The 21,548-nt window shown below is 73.4% G+C and carries 1 protein-coding gene (running past one end of the window); it reads right to left on the minus strand.

The annotated features are described in order from the left end of the window. A protein-coding gene (locus OG194_RS10925; protein ID WP_327400673.1) for a hypothetical protein crosses the window boundary here: on the minus strand, positions 1-21,548 show its 3' portion. 15,316 nt of this gene lie beyond the right edge of the window; the window shows 21,548 of its 36,864 coding nt (coding positions 15,317-36,864); its start codon lies beyond the right edge, outside the window — the gene reads right to left on this strand; the stop codon is at positions 1-3.

A 21,548-nucleotide genomic window follows, 5' to 3' on the forward strand; every position in this document is an offset into this window, starting at 1 on the left:
TCAGTCGTCTTCCGGGGCGGGCGGGTTGACCGAGAACCGGTTGCCGTCGAAATACAAGGTCAGCGGGGTGCCGTCGGCCGGGCCGAAGCGTTGGGTGCGGCCGCCGGGACTGATCACCCTGACCGGGCGCCCGGTGTCCCGTACGACCAGTGCCGCCAGGGTGGCCACGTAGAAGGGGGTGTCGGGGCGGGCCAGTACCAGGGCGAGGCGGGCGGGGTCGTCCAGTCCGGCCTCCACGACGGTCACCATGCCGTTCTGGAGGATCGCCTGAGCCCGCAACTCCTCGGTGAGGGCACCGATATGAGCCAGCGCGTCGGTCGACACCTCCGTGGCCGGGGCCGGGAACCTCGGGTCGTCGGGGGCGCCGTGAGCCGCCACATCGGCCTGCACCCAGGCGAGCAGCGCGCTGTGCGGGTCCCGGTCCCGGGACCACGCGGGGGCGGTATCGGAGTCGGCGAGCAACTCGGCCAGTGAACGGGCGAACGTCTCGGGGCGCTGCGCGCGCGACACGACGGGACGATAGCGGGAGCCGCCGGAGCCTTCTCCGCGCTGACGGTTCGCGCCGCCGCCGTCTGCGTCGGCGTCGCTTTCCTCGTCCTCGTCCTCGTCCTCGTCGCTGCCGTCGGGGCCGGACTCGTCTGCGTCTACGTCGTCCCCGTGCCGACTGCCCCGCCCGTGCTGGTCGGCGTCGTCCTCGTCGTCCGACTCGCCTTCGCCGGACTCACTCCCGTCGCCCAAGTCCTGCTCGCGCCGGCCCTGTTGGCCACCCTGGCCGTGCCGGCCGGCCTGATCGTCCTCGTCGGCTTCGTCGTCGCTGTCCTCTTCGTCCGACTCGTCTTCGCCGGACTCGCTCCCGTCGCCCAAGTCCTGCCCTCGCTGGCCCTGTTGGCCACCCTGCCCGTGCCGGCCGGCCGGGTCGCCCTCGTCGTCTCCCGACTCCTCGTCGGTGTCGTTCTCGGCTCCGACCGGCTGGAACTCCGGTTCCTGGGGGGCCACTTGAGGCTCGGTCTCGATGTCCGCCTGCGGGTCCTGCACCAGTTCGGCCGTCGGTTCGGCCGTCGGTTCGGCCGTCGGTCCCGTCTCGATGCGGGCCGGTGCCGGGCGAGAGGTGCGGCGGGGCCAGGTGGCCGGGGTGGCGGCCAGAGAGCCCGTCGGCAGGGAGGCCGTGCCCTCGCCCGCCTGCGCTCGCCGGGCCTCCAACAGGGTTACGGCATCGGTGAGATCGTGCTCCGCGTTGCGCTGCCGGGCCGCGTACCGGGCCTGCTCGGCGAGGGAGTCGTCGATCTCGCGCCGGAGGGCGTCGAACGCCTGCTGGGCGTCGTCCCGTGCGGCGACCGCCTGGTCGTGGCGTGCGGTGGCCCCGATGAGCGCCGCCCGGGCCGTGCGGTCCGCCGTGGTCGCCGTCGCGGCCGCGTCCCGGGCGCGGACCAGGATGCCGGCGGCGTGGCGTGCCACGTCCTCGGCCAGGCCGAGCCGACGCCCGGTGTCGTTGACGGCGTGCCGGGCGGCGTCGACGGCGCGGTCGGCTGCCTCGGCCTCGATCCGTGCCTGGTCCAGCGTGGTACTGGCCCGGTTCCGGCGCGACTGGGGCCGGGTGGGGGAACCGGCTTCGCCCGAGCGGGAGTTGGCGTCGTCGCGGCGCGAACTCCGGCCCCGGGTGGCCGAGTTGCCAGGCTGTCGCGCGGCCTCCGCCGCCTCTCGTACGGCTTCCTCCGCCGCCCTCAGTTCTTCCTCCGCCGTCCGGACCGCGTCGTGGAACTCACCCGCCACCCGGGTCGCGTCCGTCACGCGCTCGGTCTGGTCCCGGAGATCCGTGGTCAACCGCGCCACCCGGGCCCGCCGTTCCTGATCGGTGCGTTCGGCTAGCGGGACGGCCCGCTGGGCGGCGGCGAGTTCGGCGGCCGCGGTGTCCGCGGCGGCGTGGGCCTCGTCCCGGTCCAGCTCCGCCTGCCTCACCGGCAGCTCGGCCTCGTTCAACACGCCTTGGGCATCCGGCACTTGGTCCTGGAGCCGGCGCTCCTGCGTGTTCGCGGCGTGCTCCGCCCGCGCGGCCTCCTCCAGTGTGCGCACCTGAACCCGTACGGCCGCCCAACCGGCGTCGTGGACCGCGTCGCCCTGGCCCACGCCACCCCGCCGCGCACCACCCTGTCCCGCACCGCTCGGGCCCGCACTGCTCGGCCCCCCGCCGTCCCGCTCCGCGTCGCCGCGCTCGTCCGCCCTCGGCGTCCCCGCCGGGTCCCCGTTCACGTCGAACCGCCGGAAGCGCACGCCCTCGCCGTCACGCAGCGCGAGTTCGACAGGCCGCCGTAGCAACGCGGCCGTACCGGAAGCGGCGTAGAGCGCGCGGGCCGTCTGGCGGGCGCTGCCGTCGGTGGCCAGCCACAGTTGGAGCATGGCGGTGTCGTCGCGGGCCGGGTCCTGGTCCGTCTCGATGCCGTGGGCCAGCAGGGTCGGGAGGTCGCGGAGCGACACCCTGTGCCAGTCGCGCAGGACCGCGTGCGCGGGGGCGTTCCGCACCTGGGCGTCGGCCGCTTCGCGGATCAGGGACGCGCCGTCGTACACGCCCGTGTCGGTGCGGCCGGTGGTGACGCCGTGGCCGAGGAGGTCGCGCTCCAGGGGGCGCAGCCGGACCGTGCCGGAGACGTACCGGGTGCCGTGCGGGCCGTGGACGGTGACGAAGGCGTCGGCGAGGATCTCGTGGCTGCGGGTGCCGCGGGAGTCCTCCGGGGTGGCGGTGTTGCCGTGCTTGAGCCACTCGCGGCGGGTGCCCGCGACGGCCGCGCCGGTGCCGGGGTCCTGGGCCGGGCGGGCCAGTACCGGCGCGGTGAAGCCGAGGAGTTGGCGGTTGGAGTCGTGGAGGCTGAAGGCGCCCTGCGCCGAGAGGCTGCCGGTGAGGCCCGCGTGCGAGGCGGAGCCCGCGCTGACCGTGCTGAGCCGGACCCGGTCGATCGTCACGTCGCCGGTGTCGGTCTCCGGGCGCGGCCGGTACAGCTCCACGGAGAGCCGGGGCGGGGTGTCGGGATCGCCCTGGAACGGGTAGGCGCCCGGCATCGTGGTCGTGACACCGGCGGGGCCGCGCGGGTGGTCCAGCTCGATCGTGCCCGCCTGGAGGAGTTCGCCGACCCGTACGGCGGTGGCGTCCGCGGAGTCGGAGGCGGCGAGCCGACGCCAGGAGCCGGTGAGGTCCGGGGCCACCTCGCCGAGCGCGGCGGCGAGTTCGGTGCCCGCGTCGAAGGAGAAGACCGGTGCGGGGCCGCCCGGCGTGAACCGCTGGCCGACCGGCGTCAGCGGTTCCGCCGACCGCCTCACCGCCACCCGCGCGTCGGGCTCGTGGGGGCCCGTGGCCTCGCTGCCGGTGAAGCGGAGCGCCGCGGCGGTGTACACGGTGATGCTCCGCGGCCGGCGGCCGAGGAACAGGTGGGCGATGCGCTCGGCGAGCGGGGTGTCCGCGTCGGTCAGGCTGAGCACGCCGTGCTGGAGCACGCCGCCCGGCAGATCCACCAGCCAGTCGACGGTCAGGGAGGACCGTACGGTGGCGACGACCCGGTACAGGACGCCGTCGAAGTCGGCGACGTTGTCGGTGCGCAGCCAGTGCCGGTCCTCGGCGGCCCGGGTCACCCGCGCCGAGTTGCCGCGCACGGTGTCGGCGCTGAGCAGTGCGGCCGCCCGGTCGGTGCGGGGGCCGCCGGTGGGCCTCGGGAGCCGGGTCTGGAGCTGGGCGAACGCGGAGTGCCGGGTGCTGTGGGAGGTCCTGTCGGTCACGGCGGACGGGGTGTGGCCGAGGTACTGCTCGATGCCTGCGCCCGGTGCCCCGTCGTGCCCGCGGACCTGTCGTAGCGCGTGGTCGTCGGCGTCCGGCTCGGCGGAGAGGGTGACCTCGACGAGGCGGGCGCCGCCGTAGCCGACGTGGCGGAACCGGAAGCGCTGGGCACGGCCGGGGCCGCGGCCGGCCAGGGTGCGCAGGCCGGCCGTGGAGGTGAGGTCGGCGATGCGGGTGTCGACGCCGGAGAGGTACGACGCGTGGCCCGGGCGGGTCGTGCCGGGGGCCTCCTCCTCGACGAGGGCGACGAGTCGCTGTCGGAGGAGGTCGGGGCGGTGCACGGTGCGGGTGGCGTCGGTGTACTGGTCCATCGCCTGGACGCTGCCGAGGCCCACCTCGCGGGAGGCGATGAAGCGGCGCGGCAGCGGCACGGAGCGCGGTGTCTCCGCGGGCATGGTGAGACCGGGCACGGTCGCGAACCAGGCGCGGTGGCGCCGGATCTGGGCCGGGCTGACGAAGAACCGTACGGCGTCCGGGAGTTCGACCGCCACGGTCACGGCGCGGCCCTCGCCCTGGCCGATCGCGTTGCCCACGGCGTTGCGGGTGCCGCGGCGGAACGTGACCAGCAGGAGCGCGTCGGCGGTGACGCGGTGCTGGGCGCCGCCCTCGGTTGCCGTGCGGTGCACGACCGTGGAGGAGGCGAGCGCCCGTCCCTTCTCGCGGCGGGTGGTGCGGGTGTAGCGGCCGGAGGGGTTGAAGGTCGCGCTGCGGGACGCGGAACCGGTCGTAGAGCCGCTGCCCTCTTGCTGTGCCGGTTCGTCGGCGCGGCGTCGCATGCCGCCGTCGCCGAGGCCGCCGACGTCGCCGTCGTTGCCCGCGGCCTGGTCGGAGCCCGGGGTCTGGGCCGAGGAACTGTTGCGGACCGCGGTGAAGCCGCCCGCCCACTGCGCGGCACTGGACACCCCGCGCTGCTGTCCGGCGCCGTCGACGGCGTTGAGCCCGGTCTCGAAGTACTGCGTGATCTCGGCCGACGCGCGCGGCCTGCGCAGGGTGCCGCGGATCTCCACCGACAGCACCTCGTCCGCGGCGAGCCCCGGCAGCGTGAGCCCCTCGATCACATAGGCGCCCTTGAGCACCTGGTGGCCGCGGGCCAGCAGGGCGGCGGGGCTGCGGGCGGCGCTGAGCATCTCCGCCGTCACCGTGGTCGGATCGGTGGCGTCGGCGCCGGCCAGCGACTCGCCGACGGCCCGTCCGACTCGGGCCAGCGGAGCGGGAGTCACTCCCCCGACCGTGTCCCGTACGCCGTCCAGCAGACCGCGCGCCGGATGCCCCTGGTAGGTGTTGCCGAGGACCGCGCGGAACGCGTCGTCGAGCGCGGCCGACGCCCGGAACACCTCCACCATCGAGTCGTCCGGCAGCGGTACCGAGTCGGGCAGCGGGGTGCCGTGCTCGTCGGTCAGGCCGAGCGCCGTGCGGTCGGCGTCGTCGGCGGCCCGCACGGTGTGCGCGGCGGGCGCCGCCGGGACGGGCTCGTCGGCGGGCAGCGTACGGAGCGTCGGCACCGCCAGCTTCAGCGTCCCCGCCACCCGGTCCGGGGGCGGAGGCCGCGGCGGGTCGTTCGGGCCGGGCGGCGGGGCGCCGGGCGGGTCGTACGGCTCCTCGGCCGCCAGGGGCGCGAACCGCTCCAGGGGCTCCTCCCCCGACCCCTGGTACAGGTCGAGCGCGAAGGTGGCCGGCACCTCGAACACCTCGGTGCGCTGTCCCGCCCCGGTGCCCTGGAACTGCTGGTCGTGCCCGAGGGACAACTGCACACTGTTGTCGTGCTGCACCTGGTGGGAGCGCACATGGTCGGCGGTGCCGCCGAGGGTCCACGCGCCGTCGTGCACCGGTATGCCGAACGAACCGCCGGCGCCGTACGACACCCCGTACTGCGAGCCGTTCTGGTCGGTGGCGACCGTCGACAGCGAGACCAGGCCGATGGTCTCCACGTGCGGCAGCACCCTGGTGTGCGTGCTCTCGCCCTCGCCGCGCTCCGCGCTGAGCACCAGCCGTACCCGGCGGCTGCCGGTCAGGGTCGGGATCTCCAGGAAGAGCGAGTGGCCGCCGTCCAGCATGGCGTCCACCGCGGCCCGCAGCCCGATCTGCGACCGGGTCTGCTCGAACCGGCGCAGGTTGTTCAACTGGGCCTGCACCAACGCCTCGTCGGGCAGTACCCGGTTGCGGGCGTTGTCGTCGGCGGGCAGGAAGCCCTCGCGGCGCAGCCAGTTCTCGGCGGGCACGAAGAGGCGTTCGGCGTCCTCCACGGCCAGCGGTGTGGCGCTGGCGCCGATCGACCGCAGATGCTCCAACTCGGCCGGGAGCCGCCGCAGTTCCTCCGGCGTCGGAACATGACCCCGGGCGTCCTCGGCGGTCATCACCCGCAGATGCATGCCGGCCCGCCACTCGCCCGGCTCGAAGGTGTCCCGCCCGCCGCCCGGCCGGTGGAACACCAGCGTGTGCTCCACCGAGGCCGGCGCCAGCAGGTGACCGCGCTTGGTGCGCACCTCGTGCATCAGCGACGCGCCGGCGCTCTGGTTCAGCGCGTCACTCGTCCCCGCCTGGACCGAGACCCGCCCCAGCACACCGCCGCCGACCCGCCGCGTCGCCGCCGGGTGGCCCTCGCTGTGGTCGCCGGTGAGCGCCGGACCGACACTCCCGGACAGGGACGCACCGCTGCTGAACTTCGACTGGGCGTCGATCTTCACCGACTGCGTGAGGTGGCTCTCCAGGTTGACCTTCCCGTCGACGGTCTGCCTCAGCGGCTCCCCCACCACCACGTCGGTCCGCAACTGGAACATGCCGAGCGCGCGCCCCGACCTGTCGAGCAGCACCGGAGAGAAGACGCCCGTCTCCCGCTGCATCGGCAGAGTGCCCCGCAGCAACGGCTCCGACAGGAACGTCTCCAGCTCCGCCAGGGAGTCCTTGCCCAGATTCCGCAGCGGGCCGGCGAAGTGCCGCAACGTCTCCGCGAGCAGCCGCCCCGGCTCCCTCACCGTGTCCACGCCCCAGATCGGCAGCGCGTCCGGATGCGCCGCCTCGGGCAGTTCGCCGTCCTCGTCCCGCGCCAGATGCTGCGGGAACCAGAGGGTCACCGGCCCGTGCGACTGCTCCGGCGACCAGTTGAGGGGCGCGGCCAGCGCCGGAGTGTCGACCCGCACCTCCCATCCGGCGGTGAAGTCGTACGGTTCCGAAGGCTCGTTGCTGCGCTGCGCCGTAGTCGACGTCACCACCGACGCCACCGACGCGCTCGACGAGAGCTGGTTCAAGGTCAGCGCGAGGGTCAGCGCGGCATCGACACCGCGCACCGGGATCGCCCTGCCCACCGGGAACAGCGCGGTCCAGGGCAGCATCACCGTACGGATGTTGCCGGACACCTCCGACGACACGGACTCCTGCGAACCGATGCCGCGCCGCTCCACCCGTACGTCCCGCACGGCCCCCTCGGCCTGCCCGTACCGGGCCGCCGCCCGCGGGTCCGAGAGTCCCATCCGCAGGTCCACGTCCCGCTCCCGGCCGTCCACGGTCACCCTGATCCGGAAACCCAGACTCCCGCGCAGATACGGCAGGTTGAGCACCAGCGCCTCGGCACTCGCCACCGTCCGCAGCTGCTCCCGCACCGGGTGCGTGTCGGGCGCGTTCCCCAGCCCGAGCGCCGTCATCACCTGCTGGTGCAGCCCGCGCACGACGTCCGCCGACAGCGGTTCGAGGAGCACCAGGCCTACGTTGCCGTCCTGTTGAAGGCCGTAGTCGCGGACGTACGTCGAAGAGGGCGCCGCCACCGGCGCGTTGGAGGTGGGCCAGGTGAGGGGGGTGTCCGTGGGGATCGGGGTGGTGTCCGGGTCCTGGGCCGCGGTGGTCACGTCCTGGCCTGTGTGGTCGTGGAGTTGGGGGCCGGCGGCGGTGACGTTCTCGATGGTGCGGAGGTAGCGGTGCGGGATGTGGACGGGGTCTTGGGTGGTGGCCATGACGCCGGTCGTCTGAACGGTGGTGCTGTTCGGGTGGTTGCGGAGGAGGAAGTCGTTGTCGCGCTGTTCGTCCGGGAGACCGAGGTAGTGGAGGACTTCGTGGAGGAGATCCTCGTCGGAGTGGTTGATGTCCAGGTGGAGTTGGTCGGCGCGGGACGGCTTCGCGGAGTCGGTGAGAGTGATCGTCTCTGAGTGATCGGGGTCGGCGACCAGGTTCAGGTTGATGTGCAACTGATCGCCTGAACTGGGCAACGCCAGACCGGAGTTGAGGTGCGTGTCCAGGAGACGGGTGATGCGGTCCTGGAGTTGGGTGGCGAGGGCGGGGTCGGTGGCGGTGACCGGGAGGTTGAGCGTGTAGTCCCGTATCCACTGACCGTTGGGCGCCTGGATACGACGGATGGTGGCACGGACGAGCGTCGTCGCACCACTGAGGACCCCCGGGCGGGGCGAGTTGGACTGATCCGCGTGCGCATCGAACCGCTCGGTCGAGTGCACGGCAGGACGGGCATGTGGACGCAGACCGTGCCAGGAGTCCTTCGGAGCCAGATCGACCACACGGGACGCGGGCCGCTCGTCGTCGGCGTCACGGGCCGGCGCGGGACGGTAACGCCCGTCCGGTTGAACGCTGTTGGCGTCCCCGGGACCCCGAGGCGCCTGGGACGTGGTGATGCTCGCGTTCGCGGCGCTCGCGCTGTAGTGGTTCAGGCCCGTGTAATGGACCTCCAGCGCGGGCGTGTTGGTGGTCGGGCCGTAACGCAGCGCGATGCCTCGGGGGCCGCCGTTCGCGGTGGTGCCGGCGAGCGGGGCGGGCATCGGCTGGAAGACGTGGATCGGGGCGTCGAGGGTGTCGGCGAGCAGCGGCAGGAAGGTGTCGCCGATCGGATTCGCCCACGCGGCGGACCAGTTGCCCACCGCGCTGCCGAGCATGTTCGCCTCGTCCTGGCTGAGGGGGGCGGTGCTCCGGTGGTAACCGGCGATCAGCAGCGACCGGCGTTCGTCCGTGGTCATGGTGGCGGGCGTCGGCAGTCCGTTCACCGCACGCAGGTAGGCGAACATCCGGCGGTTGCTGGGCGCGGCGCCGGTCAGCGCGGGCGGTGCGCCCGGTGCCGAGAGGGCTTGCAGATAGCGGGTCTGGAGGTCGACCGGGTCCAGGTCCTCGGCGTGGGTCACGCCCTGGATGCCGTAGCGGACCAGTTCGTTGTCGATCTGGGCGGCGGTCATGTTCTGGACCGCGCCGGTGAAGGGGGTGACCAGGACGCCGCGGAGTTGGCCGAGAACCTGCGGCGGGAGGGGTCGGCTGCCGTTCTGTGCGGCCGCCAGCCGGGCCAGCACCAGGTCCTGCAACTCCTGCCGTGCGGCCCGCAGTTGATTGGATCCCCGGTCGTTGGCCTGCGGGTTCCGCGCCATCGTCGTGAGGGCCCGTTGTACGTCGTCGGGACGGGCGAGCCAGGCGGCGGTGGCCGGGGCGAGGGCCGGGACGGTACCGGTGGCGGCGGCCTGCTGGAGGCGGGTGCGGACCAGGTGCGGCGCGCTGCCGATGACGGCGTACAGGAGGCAGTTACCGTCGCCGGGGGTCTGGACGGCGTTGCCAGTGGGGTCGACGTAGGGGGTCGGCGGGGCGGCGGGGGTCGTGCCGGGCGGCGAGGTCGTTGCCTTGGCCTTGCCCTTGTCGAGGCCTGTCTTCTTGTCCTTGCCTGCCTTGCCCGTGTTGTCCGTCTGGGCGTTGCTCGTACCGGACTTGGGCGGCCCGCTCTTCTTCGGCTTCGGCTTCGGCGTGGTCGAGGTCGGGGTCGTCCCCGTGGTCCCGGCGTTCGTGGTGGTACCGGTGGTGGTCGCGGGCGCCGGGGTGTGCGTCTGACCGCCGGCCAGAAGGGGCGCCGCGCGGCCGTCGGGGGCGGGCCAGCGGGGCGGGGTGGTGGCGAAGGTGGTCCGCAGGGACTGTTCGGGCGTCGGGGCACTGTCCTGGACGTCGCTGGACAGGCCGGGCAGCGCGGCGGCGGCCGACATCTGGTCGGCGGCGGCCTGCAACTGGGCGGTGACGGCGGCGGCGACCAGACCGTTGCGGCGGGCGACCTCGGTCTCGGCCGCTGTCACCCGGGCCTGGGCCGCGGTCTCGATCCGCTGGGCGACCCGCAGTCCGTCGGCCGCGTCGACCTCGGCTGCCGCGGCCTCCTGCGCCTCCTCCACGGCCTCCTCGTGGTTGTCCTCCTCCTCGCTGATGCGATCCGGTCCGACCTCGACGATGTGCTCCGCCCGTGCCAGTACCGGCCGGGCGGTGGTGAGCGCGGTGGTGGCCTGCTGGATCGCGTTGTCGGCGGCGGTGATCGCCGGGAGCGCGGCCTGGACGCGGGGGTCGGCGGCGACATCGGCCGCGGGGGTGTGGGAGCGCGGGGCACCGGGTGCGACGGGAGCGGGGGTAGCACTCAACTGCCCGTTCCGCGCGCCCTGTTGAGCGGCGGCCCGTGCTGCGGCGGCACGCTCTTCGCGCACGGTGTTCTCGGCCCGCGTCAGCGCTGCCAGGGCCGTCCGGAGGTCGTGGTGGCCCTTCGTCTCGTCCCGCTCGTGCCGCTCGATGACCGACGGCAGGGTCGTGACGGTGTTGCGGGCCTCCGCGAGATCCCGCTTCAGCCGCGCGACCAGCGCCTCGGCCTTGCGCGCGGCCTCGGCGGCGTCGGCGGCCGCCATCTTCGCGTCCGTGTGGGCGTCGGTCGCGTTCTTGACCGCGAGTCGCGCCTTCCCGTGGGCTGCTACGGCGGCCGTGTGTGCCCGGTTGGCCTGCTGGAGGGCGCCGGTGAGGAGGTTCAGCCGCTGCGGGGTGTCGGCAAGGGTGTCGGTGGCGGTGTGCAGCAGTTCGGCCTGGGCATCGAAGGCGTTCCACGCGGTCGCGAGATCGGGGTCGGCGGTGACGAGGGCGCCCTCAGGGGTGAACTCCCAGCGCCGGATGCCCTGCGGGTCACGGGTCATCAGCTCCAGCGGGCGGTTCCCGAGCACGGCGGTGCGGGACGCGGCGTAGAGCGCCTGGCCGAGGTGTTCGCCCTGCGGGTCGGCGCCGAGAGCCACCCAGACCTGCACGCCGTGACTGCCCGCCGGGATCGCGGAGTTGAGGCGTTCGGGCAGGGTGTGCGGCTCGGCCGTGGCCCAGTCGGGGACGAGCGCGGGCAAGTCGTGGAGGTTCGGCGGGGTCTCCCCCGGGGTGAGGAGTCCGTGGCCGAGGAGGTCGCGTTCCTCGATGCGGAGGGTGACCGTACCGGTGACGTGACGGGTGCCTTCAGGTCCCTCTACAAGCAGATGGGCATCCGCGTCGACGACGTAACTCCGCGTCCCCCGCGCCCCGTTGGCGGGGGCGGCGGTGCTGCCGGACTTCAGCCAGTCGCGACGGCTGCCGGTGGTGGTGCCGCCGAAGGTCGAAGGCTGGGTCTGCCGCTGCGCGAGCGGGACGCTGATCCCGGCGATCTCGTGGTTGTCGTCGTCGCCACTGAGGAGTTCCGTGAACGAGGTCGCGAGGGAGTGGTCCGCGCCGGCCGCGGTGCTCACCGTGTCGGTGGTGTTGTGGAGTTGATCGAGGGTGACGTCGTCGGCGTGGGTGGAACGGCGCGGGTTGTACAGCGTCACCGCGATCGACGGGGGCTGATCCGGCGCCCCTTCGAAGGGCGTGGTGCCCGGCATCTTGCGAGTGAGGTCGGCGGCCAGCCGGGGACGGTCGAGGGAGACCCGCCCGGCCTGGATCAACTGGCCGAGCCGGACGGCCTGTCCCTCCACCGAGACGGACGTGATCTGTGAATGCCAGCCGCGTCCGCCGCGCGGAGCGACGTCGTTGAGGGCCGTCTCCAGGTGCGCCCAGCCGTCGAAGTGGAACGCCGGAGTCGGGCCCACCGGGTGGAACATCTGCGCGTCGGCGAGATACGGCCCGGCGGCGGGACCGGCCGGCCGCACCGTGTTGCGCGGGTCGGCGCCGGAGACGACGGACGGGGCGTTCACCGGAACGGGGCCGCCGACGCCGGGCAGGGCGGTCTCGGTGCCGGTGAACCGCAGCGTGAGCCGGACCGGGACCGTGCTGGTGCGCGGGTTGCCCCGGGCCATCAGTTCGTCTATCCAGCGGCGTACGTCGCCGTCGGCGTCGGACCACGCGATGACGCCGTTCTGGATGAGACCGCCGATGACGTTGGGCGGCCAGTCGGTGACCAGCGCGGAGCGGACGGACAGCTCGTAGTCGTACTGGAGGCCGTCGAAGTCGGCGCCGTTGTCGGTGCGCAGCCAGAAGCGGTTGTCGGCGGTGGTGGCCCGCCGGGCGGAGATGCTGGTGGCCGCCTGCGGGGTGAACACCGGTGCCGCGCGGTCCGTCTTGGCCGGGTCGAGGCCCTGGTTCGGGCGGAGATAGCGCGTGGTCAGGGTGACCGGGAGTTGCTTCTGCCGGACCGAGGCGCGGGTGGTGGTGCGGCCCGCCGAGGTGTGCGACTGCCACTGTTCGAGACCCGAGCCGGGCGTCGAGGAACCCCGGACACCGGCCAGGTTCTGGGTCCGCCGGGGCCGTGCCGTGAGCGTGACCTCGACCAACCGCTCACCACCGTGGCCGTGGTGGCGGAAGTGGAAGCGGGTGGTGGCCCGGCGCGGGGTGCCGTCCGGGCCGCGTCCGGGCAGCGAGCGCAGTCCGGCGGACGAGGTGAGCTGCGCGACGCGACTGTGCACGCCCTGCTGGTATCCGGAGTGCCCCGGGGTGACCGCTCCGGGTGCCTCGGCCTCCACCAGCGCCAGCAGTTCGCGCCCGACCTGCCCGCGCCGCTCCCTCGGGTTGACCGGCCCCAGCGGGACCTGGCCTGCGGTGGGCCCGGTCGTCGGGACGGGGGCCGCGACGGGCCGGTCGTACTCGATGACCGAGAGGACACCGCCGAGGCCCAGTTCCCGGTTGCGGGTGTACGGCGCCGGGAGGGCCGCCGTCAGGGCCGGGGCGGGCGCGGGCGTGAGGCCCTGCACCGAGCCCATCCACCGTGCGTCGCGGGCGAGTTGGCCCTGCGTCATGAGGAACTGGAGCCCGTCCGGGACGTCCACCGCGAAGGTGACGGGGTCGACCGTGCCGGGTTCGCCGACGCCGTTGAGCAGCGTGCGGGAGCCCGCGCGGACCGTGACGAGGTAGGTGACGTCGGCGACCACGCGGTGCAGGGTGCCGCTCTCGGTGGGGGTGCGGTTGACGCCCGTACTGGCGGCGAGGGTGTCGGAGGTGTCGGTGCGGGCGACGTAGCCGAGCCGTGCCGAGGGGTTGAAGAGGCCCTTGTACGACGTGCCGCTGGTCTGGCTGGTGGAGACCGAACCGTCCGACTCCGGACCGGTGTTGCCCTGTCCGGCCGGCTGCGGGGGCGGGTTCTGGGTGAGCACCCCGCTGCCGCCGAACTGGTGCGACTTTCCGAGGGACTTGAGCTGTTGCGCGTTGTCGGTGGCCGAGACGCCCGTCTCCAGATACTGCCGGGTCGTGTCCAGCAGTCGGGGCCGGTGCGCGACGGCCTGGATCTCCAGCGAGTACTGACCGTCCGCGAAGGTCCCCGGCAGGCTCAGTCCCTCGACCACATAGGAATTCTTGAACAGTTCGTGCCCGTGCGCGACAAGACTGCCCGGCGTGATCGCCGCGTGCCGGGTCTCTGTGGCGCGCGTCCTGCTGTCCGTGAGCCCGCGCCCGGCGAGGGGTGAGATGCCGTCGCGCGGGGGTGGGGCGGGGGCGGTTCCGGTGGTCGCCGGTGCCGTACCGGTGGTCGCGGGGGCGGTGACCGGGAGGATCGGGCCCGTGCCGGTGGTGGCGGGTGGCGTCGGCTGGGCCTGGTTGCGGATGACCGTGGCGGCCCGCTGGAAGACCGACTCGATGGCGGCGGAGCCGCGCACGGTGTCGATCAGCGCGTCGTCCGGTATCCGCACCAACTCCGGGCGCGGGGTGCCGGTGGCGTCGGTCGCGTCGAGCCGTGCCCTGTCGGCCGCGTTGGGCCGGCGCGGCGCCCCGTCGGCCCGTGCGGCGGGCGCAGCGGGAGTCGCCGAGGGCGCGTGGGTACGGCCGTCCGGTACCGCCAGGCGCAGGGAACCGGTGACCGTCGGCGCCGGGGCGACGGGCAGCGCGGGGGCAACAGGCGGCGCACCGGGGACAGTTGGGGCCGGGGCGGCGGCCGGGGCGAGGGCCTGGTTCACGTTCCGCCCGAACCGCTCGCTCGGCTGGTCCCCGTCGTCCGCGTACAGGTCCAGGGCCAACCGCACCGGCACCCTGAACTCGTGACTGTCCTGACCGGTGCCGATGTAGAACTGGTCGTGCGAGGTCGCGCCGCCCACGGTGTCGCCGTGGGTGACCTGGTGGCCGTACTGATAGTCGGCCCCGAACCCGATGGACCCCCAACTCCCCGTCGGCCCGCTGACACTGGCCATCGGCCCGAGCGCGCCGCCGTACGACTCGCCCCGCTGCTCGGCGTCGCTGCCCGCCATCTGGGCCAGGCCCATGACCTGGATGCCCGGCAGGACCAGGTGATGGGTGCTGGCCTGCCCGGTGTCACGGTCGGCGGTGAGCAACAGCCGGACCCGACGGACGCCGGTGTCACTGCTGTTGGGCACCTCGAAGTGCAGGGAGTGTCCGCCGTCGACCATCGCGTCGGTGGCGGCACGCAGCCCGGTACGGGAGCGCGCCTCCCTCAGCCGGCGCAGGTTGTTGAGCTGGGCGTGCAACCGGATCTGGTGCTCGGGCTCGTGGTCGCGCACGGCCTGCTTCAGCCGCGCGCCGACTCCGGTGGGGGCCGGGGCCGTTGGGCTCGGCGGCAGGAAACCCTCACGGCGCAGCCACGTCTCGGCCTCGTCGAACAGGCCGTCCGTGCCGGTGACGTCGAGCGGGGCGGCGCTCAGCCCGATGCCGTCCAACCGTTCGAGGGAGTCCGGGAGTTCACGCGTCTCGGCGGCGGTCGGCGTGTGCCCGGTCGCGTCCGCCTTGCTCAGGACCCGTAGATCCATGCCGTGCGTCCGGGTGAGCGCCGGGGCCCGCGTCTCGGTGCCGTCGGGCCGGATCAGGGTGACCTGGTAGGTGACGCCCGAGGGCGTGAGGAGGTGGCCGCGGTTGGTGCGGACGGCGTGCATCGTGCCGGCGGAACTGCTCGCGCTGTAGGTGTTGGTGACGGTCGCCTGGGTCTGCCCACGCAGGCCGAGGCTGCCGCCGATGGTGCTGGAGGCGTCCGGATGTCCCTGACTGTGGTCACCGGTGAGAGCGGCGGCACCACTCCCGCTGACGCCGATACCGCTGGTGTACTTCGAGGAGAGGTCCACCTTCGCGGTGTTGACCAGATGGCTCTCCAGGTTGATCTGGCCGGGGGTGCTCTGCCGCAGCGGGATGCCGACGGCGGGCGTGGTGACCAGGTGCAGCATGCCGACCGCGTTGCCGTCGGCGTCGGTGACCACCGGAGAGTAGATCCCGCCGTCCACCTGCATGGGCAACGTGCCCCGCAGCACCTGCTCCGAGAGGAAGTCCGAGACCTGCCCGGCGGCGGTGTCGTCCAGATCGGCGTGGAACGTCTGGTGGACGTGCTCGTACAGGGCCCTCGGGTCGATCACCGAGTCGACGCCGTAGAGCGGCAGATCGGCCATGGCGGCGGGCGCGGGCAGCGAACCCGGCGCCGGGTCGGGGGTGGTGAGGTGCCGGGGGAACCAGATCGTGGTGGGGCCGTGGGACTCCGCCGTGCCCCACCCGTCCGGTGCCGGGGTGGTCGTGGTGGTGGGCGCGGTGACGGCGGGCGCGTCGACACGCACGCGCCATCGGGTGCTGAACTCCACAGGATCGGAAGGCTCGTTGGAGCGCTGGGAGGACGTGGTCTGCACGGCCTGGGTGACGGTCGTCGCGTCACTGGCCTGGTTGTGGGTGATCGCCGCCGTCAGTGATCCGTCCACCGCCCGCACCGCGGTGGGCGCGGTGATCGGCCACGAGCCGGTCCACGGCACCTGGAACGTCCGGTACGTCCCCGACGGCTGACCGGAGAAGTTCTCCCGCGTACCGAACCCGCGCCGCTCGACATGCTTGTCCGCGTCACGCGGATCGAAGCGCCCCTGCCGCAACGAGGTCCGCGCATCGGACAGCGTCAGCTGAACATCGACCGTACGATCACGGCCACCGACCCGGACGGTGATGCGGAGACCACCGTTCGAGCGCAGATACGGCAGTTGGAGCGCGAGATTCTCCCGGCTCAACTCGCCCCGCACCTGCTCGCGCACCGACTCGGGCGGGTTCTCGGCATCCAGCCCGAGCGCCTCGTAGACCTGACCGTGCAGCCCCGCGATCACCTCGTCCGAGAACGGCTCCGCGTACACCAGCCCGACGGTCCCGTCGGGAAGCGCGCCGTAGGAGTTCACGTAGGTGGAAGGGAGTTGGACCTGCGCGGGCGGCTGTGCGGTCGGGGCGTTCGCGGTGGGCCAGGTGAGGGGCGCGTCCGCGGGGATGGGCGTGGTGTCGGGGTCGCGGACAGGCGTCGTCTCGTCCTGGCCTGTGTGGTCGTGGAGTTGGGGTCCGGCGGCGGTGACGTTCTCGATGGTGCGGAGGTAGCGGTGCGGGATGTGCACGGGGTCTTGGGTGCCGGCCATGACGCCGGTGGTGCGGACCGTCGTGCTGTTCGGGTGGTTGCGCAACAGGAAGTCGTTGTCGCGCTGCTCGTCGGGCAGACCGAGGTAGTGCAGGACCTCATGGAGCAGGTCCTCGTCCGAGTGGTTGGCGTCCAGGTGGAGTTGGTCGGCGCGGGCTGGCTTTGGGGTGTCGGTGAGGGCGATCGTCTCGGGGTGGTCCGGGTCGGCGATCAGGTTCAGGTTGATGTGCAGCTGGTCGCCTGAACTGGGCAGCGCCAGACCGGAGTTGAGGTGCGTGTCCAGAAGACCCGAGATGCGCTCGTTGAGTTGGGGGGTCAGCGCCGGGTCCGTCGTGGTGACCGGGAGGTTGAGCGTGTAGTCCCGTATCCACTGACCGTTGGGCGCCTGGATACGACGGACGGTGGCACGGACGAGCGTCGTCGCACCGCTGAGGACCCCGGGCCGGGGCGAGTTGGACTGATCCGCGTGCGGATCGAACCGCTCGGTCGAGTGAACGGCAGGGCGCGCGTGGGAACGCAGGCCGTGCCACGTGTCCTTCGGAGCCGGGTCGACCACACGGGACGCGGGCCGCTCGTCACCGGCATCACGGGCCGGCGCGGGACGGTAACGCCCGTCCGGCTGAACGCTGTTGACGTCCTCAGGACCCCGGGGTGCCGGCGCCGGGGTGATGTTCGCCGCGTTCGCGTCGCTCGCGCTGTAGTGGTTCAGGCCCGTGTAACGGACCTCCAGCGCGGGCGTGTTGGTGTTCGTCGGGCCGTAGCGCAGCACGATGCCACGGGGGCCGGCGGTTGTGTCGGTCACCGGTTCGAAGACGTGGATCGGGGCTTCGAGGGTGTCGGCGAGCAGCGGCAGGAAGGTGTCGCCGACCGGGTCCGCCCACGAGTCCGACCAGGTGTCCACCGCGCTGTCGAGCAGGAGCGCCTCGCCCTGGGTGAGGGGGACGGTGCTCCGGTGATAGCCGGCGGTCAGCAGCCACCGGCGTTCGGCCGGTGTCATGTCGGCGGGCGTCGGCAGCGCGCCCGCCGAACGCAGATAGGCGAACATCCGCCGGTTGCTCGGTGGGTTGCCGATCAGTGGGGGCGGTGCGTCGGGTGCCGTGATGGCTTGTGTGTAGCGGATCTGGAGGTCGAGCGGGTCCAGGTCCTCGGTGCGGGTGACGCCCTGGATGCCGTACACGTTCAGTTGGTTGGTGACGGCGGCGTCGGTCGCGTTCTCCACCGTCCTCGCGAACTGGCCGACGAGGACGCCCCGGAGCTGGCCGAGCACCTGCGGCGGGAGCGGGCGGCCGCCGTCGCGTGCCGCCGCCAGCCGGGCCCGGACCAGGTTCTGCAACCCCTGCCGCGCGGCCCGCAGATGGCCTGTTCCCCGGTTGGAGGTCTGCGGTCGCCCCGTGAGTGTCCTGAGGGTGTTCTGTACGTCGTCGGGCCGGGCGAGCCAGAAGGCGGTGCCCGCGGGGAAGGACGGGTCGGCCTGCCGCAGGCGGGTGCTGACCAGGTCCGGCGCGCTGCCGATGACGGCGTAGAGGAGGCAGTAGCCGTCGCCGGGGGTCGCGACGACGCGGCCGGCGGGGGCCACGTAGGGAGACTGCGGGGCGGCCGGGCTCGTGCCGGTGCGCGGGGGCGACTGGACGAGCGGGGACTTGGCCTTGCCCTTGTCGAGGGCCGTGCTCTTGCCGGTGGCAGGCTTCTTGCCCTTGTTGTCCTTGCCCTTGTCCGTCTTGGCGTTGCTCGTACCGGACTTGGACGGCCCGCTCTTCTTCGGCTGCGGCTGCGACGTTGTCGGGGTCGGGGTCGTCCCCGTGGTCCCGGCGTTCGTGGTGGTCGCGGGCGCCGGGGTGTGGGTCTGACCGCCTGCCGGAAGGGGCGCGGCGCGACCGTCGGGGGCGGGCCAGCGGGGCGGGGTGGTGGCGAAGGTGGTCCGCAGGGACTGTTCGGGGGTCGGGGCGCTGTCGTGGACGTCGCCGGACAGGTCCCCCAGCGCGTCGGTGGCCGCCATCTGGTCGGTGGCGGCCCGCTGTTGCGCGGTGACGGCGGCGGCGACAAGACCGTTCTGGCGGGCGACTTCGTCCTGGGCCTCGGTCACCCGGTCCCGGGCGTCGGTCTCGTCCCGCGTGGCGGTCTGGAGGTCGTCGGCCGCGGCGACCTCGGCTGCCGCGTCCTCGTCCGCCTTCTCCACGGCCTTCCCGTGGTCCTCCCGCGCCGTGCTGATCTCGGCCGGCCGGTCGGCGACGGCCGTCCGCGCCTCCGTGAGCGCCGACCGGGCCGCGGTGAGCGCGGTGGTGGCCTGCCGGATCGCGTTGTCGGCGGCGGTGATCGCCGGGAGCGCGGCCTGGACGCCGGGGTCGGCGGCGACATCGGCCGCGGGGGTGTGGAGGCGCGGGGCTCCGGATGCGGCGGGGGCGGGGGCGTCCGTACTCGACTGCCCGTTGTCGGCGGCCTGTCGGGCGGCGGCGCGTGCGGCGTTCTCGGCCCGCGTCAGCTCGGTCAGGGCCGTCTGAAGGTCGTGCCGGCCCTGGGTCTCGTCCCGCTCGTGCCGCTCGATGACCGGCGGCAGGGTCGTGGCGGTCCGCCGGGCCTCCGCGAGCTCCTGCGTCAGCCGTACGACCCGTGCCCCGGCCTCGCGCTCGGCCGCGGCGGAGCCGACGGCCGTCTTCTGCGCCTGCTTGTGGGCGTCGGTCGCGTTCTTGAGCGCGCGCTGCGCCTCCTGGTGGGTCTCCGCGACGTCCGTGTACTCCTGGATGGCCTCCCGACGGGACGTGGTGAGGACGTTCAGCAACTGCGGGGTGTCGGCGAGGACTTCGGTGGCTGTGTACAGGAGTTCGGCCTGGGCGTCGAAGGCGTCCCACGCGATGGTCAGGTCGGGGTCGGACGTGGCGAGGGCACCGTCGGGGGTGAACTCCCAGCGGCGGATGCCCTGGGGGTCACGGGTCATCAGCTCCAGCGGGCGGTTGCCGAGCACGGCCGCACGCGAGGCTCCGTAGAGCGCCTGGCCGAGCCGCGTGCCCTGCGGGTCGGCGCCGAGGGCCACCCAGACCTGCACGCCGTGACTGCCCGCGGGGATCGCGGAGTTGAGGCGTTCGGGCAGGGTGTGCGGCTCGGCGGTGGCCCAGTCGGGGACGAGCGCGGGCAGGTCGTGGAGGTTCGGCGGGGTCTCCCCCGGGGCGAGGAGACCGTGGCCGAGGAGGTCGCGTTCTTCGATGCGGAGGGTGACCGTACCGGTGACATGGCGGGTGCCCTGCGGTCCCTCTACGAGCAGATGGACATCGGCGTCGACGACGTAACTCCGGGTCCCGCGCGCCCCGTTGGCGGGCGCCGACGTGCTGCCGGACTTCAGCCAGTCGCGGCGGCTGCCGGTGGTGGTGCCGCCGAAGGCCGAGGGCAGGGTCTGCCGCTGCGCGAGCGGGACGTTGATCCCGCCGAGCTGGCGGTTGTTGTCCTCACCGCTCAGGCGGTACGTGAACGAGGTCGCGAGGGAGTGGTCGGCGCCGGCCGCGGTGCTCACCGTGTCGGTGGTGTTGTGGAGCTGGTCGAGGGTGACGTCGTCGGCGTGGGTGGAGCGGCGCGGGTTGTAGAGCGTCACCGCGATCGACGGGGCCTGGCCGGGCGCCCCTTCGAAGGGCGCGGTGCCCGGCATGGTGCTGGTGAGGTCGGCGACCAGCCGGGGACGGTCGAGCGAGACCCGCCCGGCCTGGATCAACTGGCCGAGCCGGACGGCCTGTCCCTCCACCGAGACGGACGTGATCTGCTCGTGCCAGCCTCCGAGGCGGCGCGGCGCGACGTTGTTCAGCGCCGTCTCCAGGTGCGCCCAGCTGTCGAAGTGGAACGCCGGGGTCGGCCCCACCGGATGAAACATGTGCGCGTCGGCGAGATACGGCCCGGCCGGGCGCAGGAAGTTGCGCGGGTCGGTACCGGACTCGGCGGACTCGGCGAACGCGGCGGTCATCGCGGCCGTCGGTACGGGCACGTTGGTCTCGGTGCCGGTGAACCGCAGCGCCAGCCGGACCGGGACGGTGTCGGTGCGTTCATTGCCGCCCGCCAGCAGCCTGTCGATCCACTGGCGTACGTCCCCGTCCGCGTCGGACCAGGCGATGACACCGTGCTGGATGAAACCGCCGATGACGTTCGGCGGCCAGTCGACGACCAGCGCGGAACGGACCGTCAGGTCGTAGTCGTACCTCAGGTCGTCGAAGTCGGCACCGTTGTCGGTACGCAGCCAGAACCGGTTGTCGGCCGTGGTCGCCCGCCGGGCCGAGACGCTGTCGGCCGACTGCGGGGTGAACCCCAGCTCCGCGCGGTCCGTCGTCAGGGGATCGGGACCCTGGTCCGGACGGAGATAGCGGACCCCCGGCGTGACCGGGAGCTGCGCCTGCCCGGCCGAGGCGCGGGTGACGGAGCGGCCCGCGGCGGTGTGCGACTGCCACTGTTCGAGACCCGAACCGGGGGTCGAGATGCCCCGGACGGCGGCCAGGTTCTGGGCCCGCCGGGGCGTCGCCCTCAGCATGACCTCGACCAGCCGCTCACCGCCGTACCCGTGGTGACGGAAGTGGAAGCGGGTGGTGGCCCGGCGCGGAGTGCCGTCCCGGCCACGTCCGGGCAGGGAGCGCAGTCCGGCGGTGGAGGTGAGCTGGGTGATCCGGCTGAGTACACCGGGCTGGTGGCCGGCGTGCCCCGGGGTGAACACTCCCGGTGCCTCGGTCTCGACCAGGGCCCGCAGCCGGCGCCCTACCTGCCCGCGCCGCTCCACCTCGTTGTTGAGCTGCGCCAACGGGATCGGGGCGCCGGCGGCCGGTGCGGGGGCCGCGGCGGGTGCGGGGGCGGGGACGTTCTCGTACTCGCTGACCGAGAGGACGCCGCCGAGGCCCAGTTGCCGGTTGCGCACGTACGCCCCCGGCAGCGGAGCCTGGCCCTGGACGGGCGCCGGGGTGAGACCGTTCACCGAGCCCATCCACCGTGCGTCACGGTCGAGTTGGCCCTGTGTCATCAGGAACTGGACCCCGTCGGGAACGTCCACCGCGAAGGTGACGGGGTCGATCGTGCCGAGGTCACGGATCCCGTTGCCCAGCGTGCGGGAGCCGGCCCGGACCGTGACCACGTAGGTGACGTCGGCGACCACCCGGTGCAGGGTGCCGCTCTCGGTGGGGGTGCGGTTGACGCCCGTACTGGCGGCGAGCGTGTCGGAGATGTCGGTGCGGGACACCTTGT

The organism is Streptomyces sp. NBC_01288, assembly GCF_035982055.1.
Taxonomy (GTDB): Bacteria; Actinomycetota; Actinomycetes; order Streptomycetales; family Streptomycetaceae; genus Streptomyces.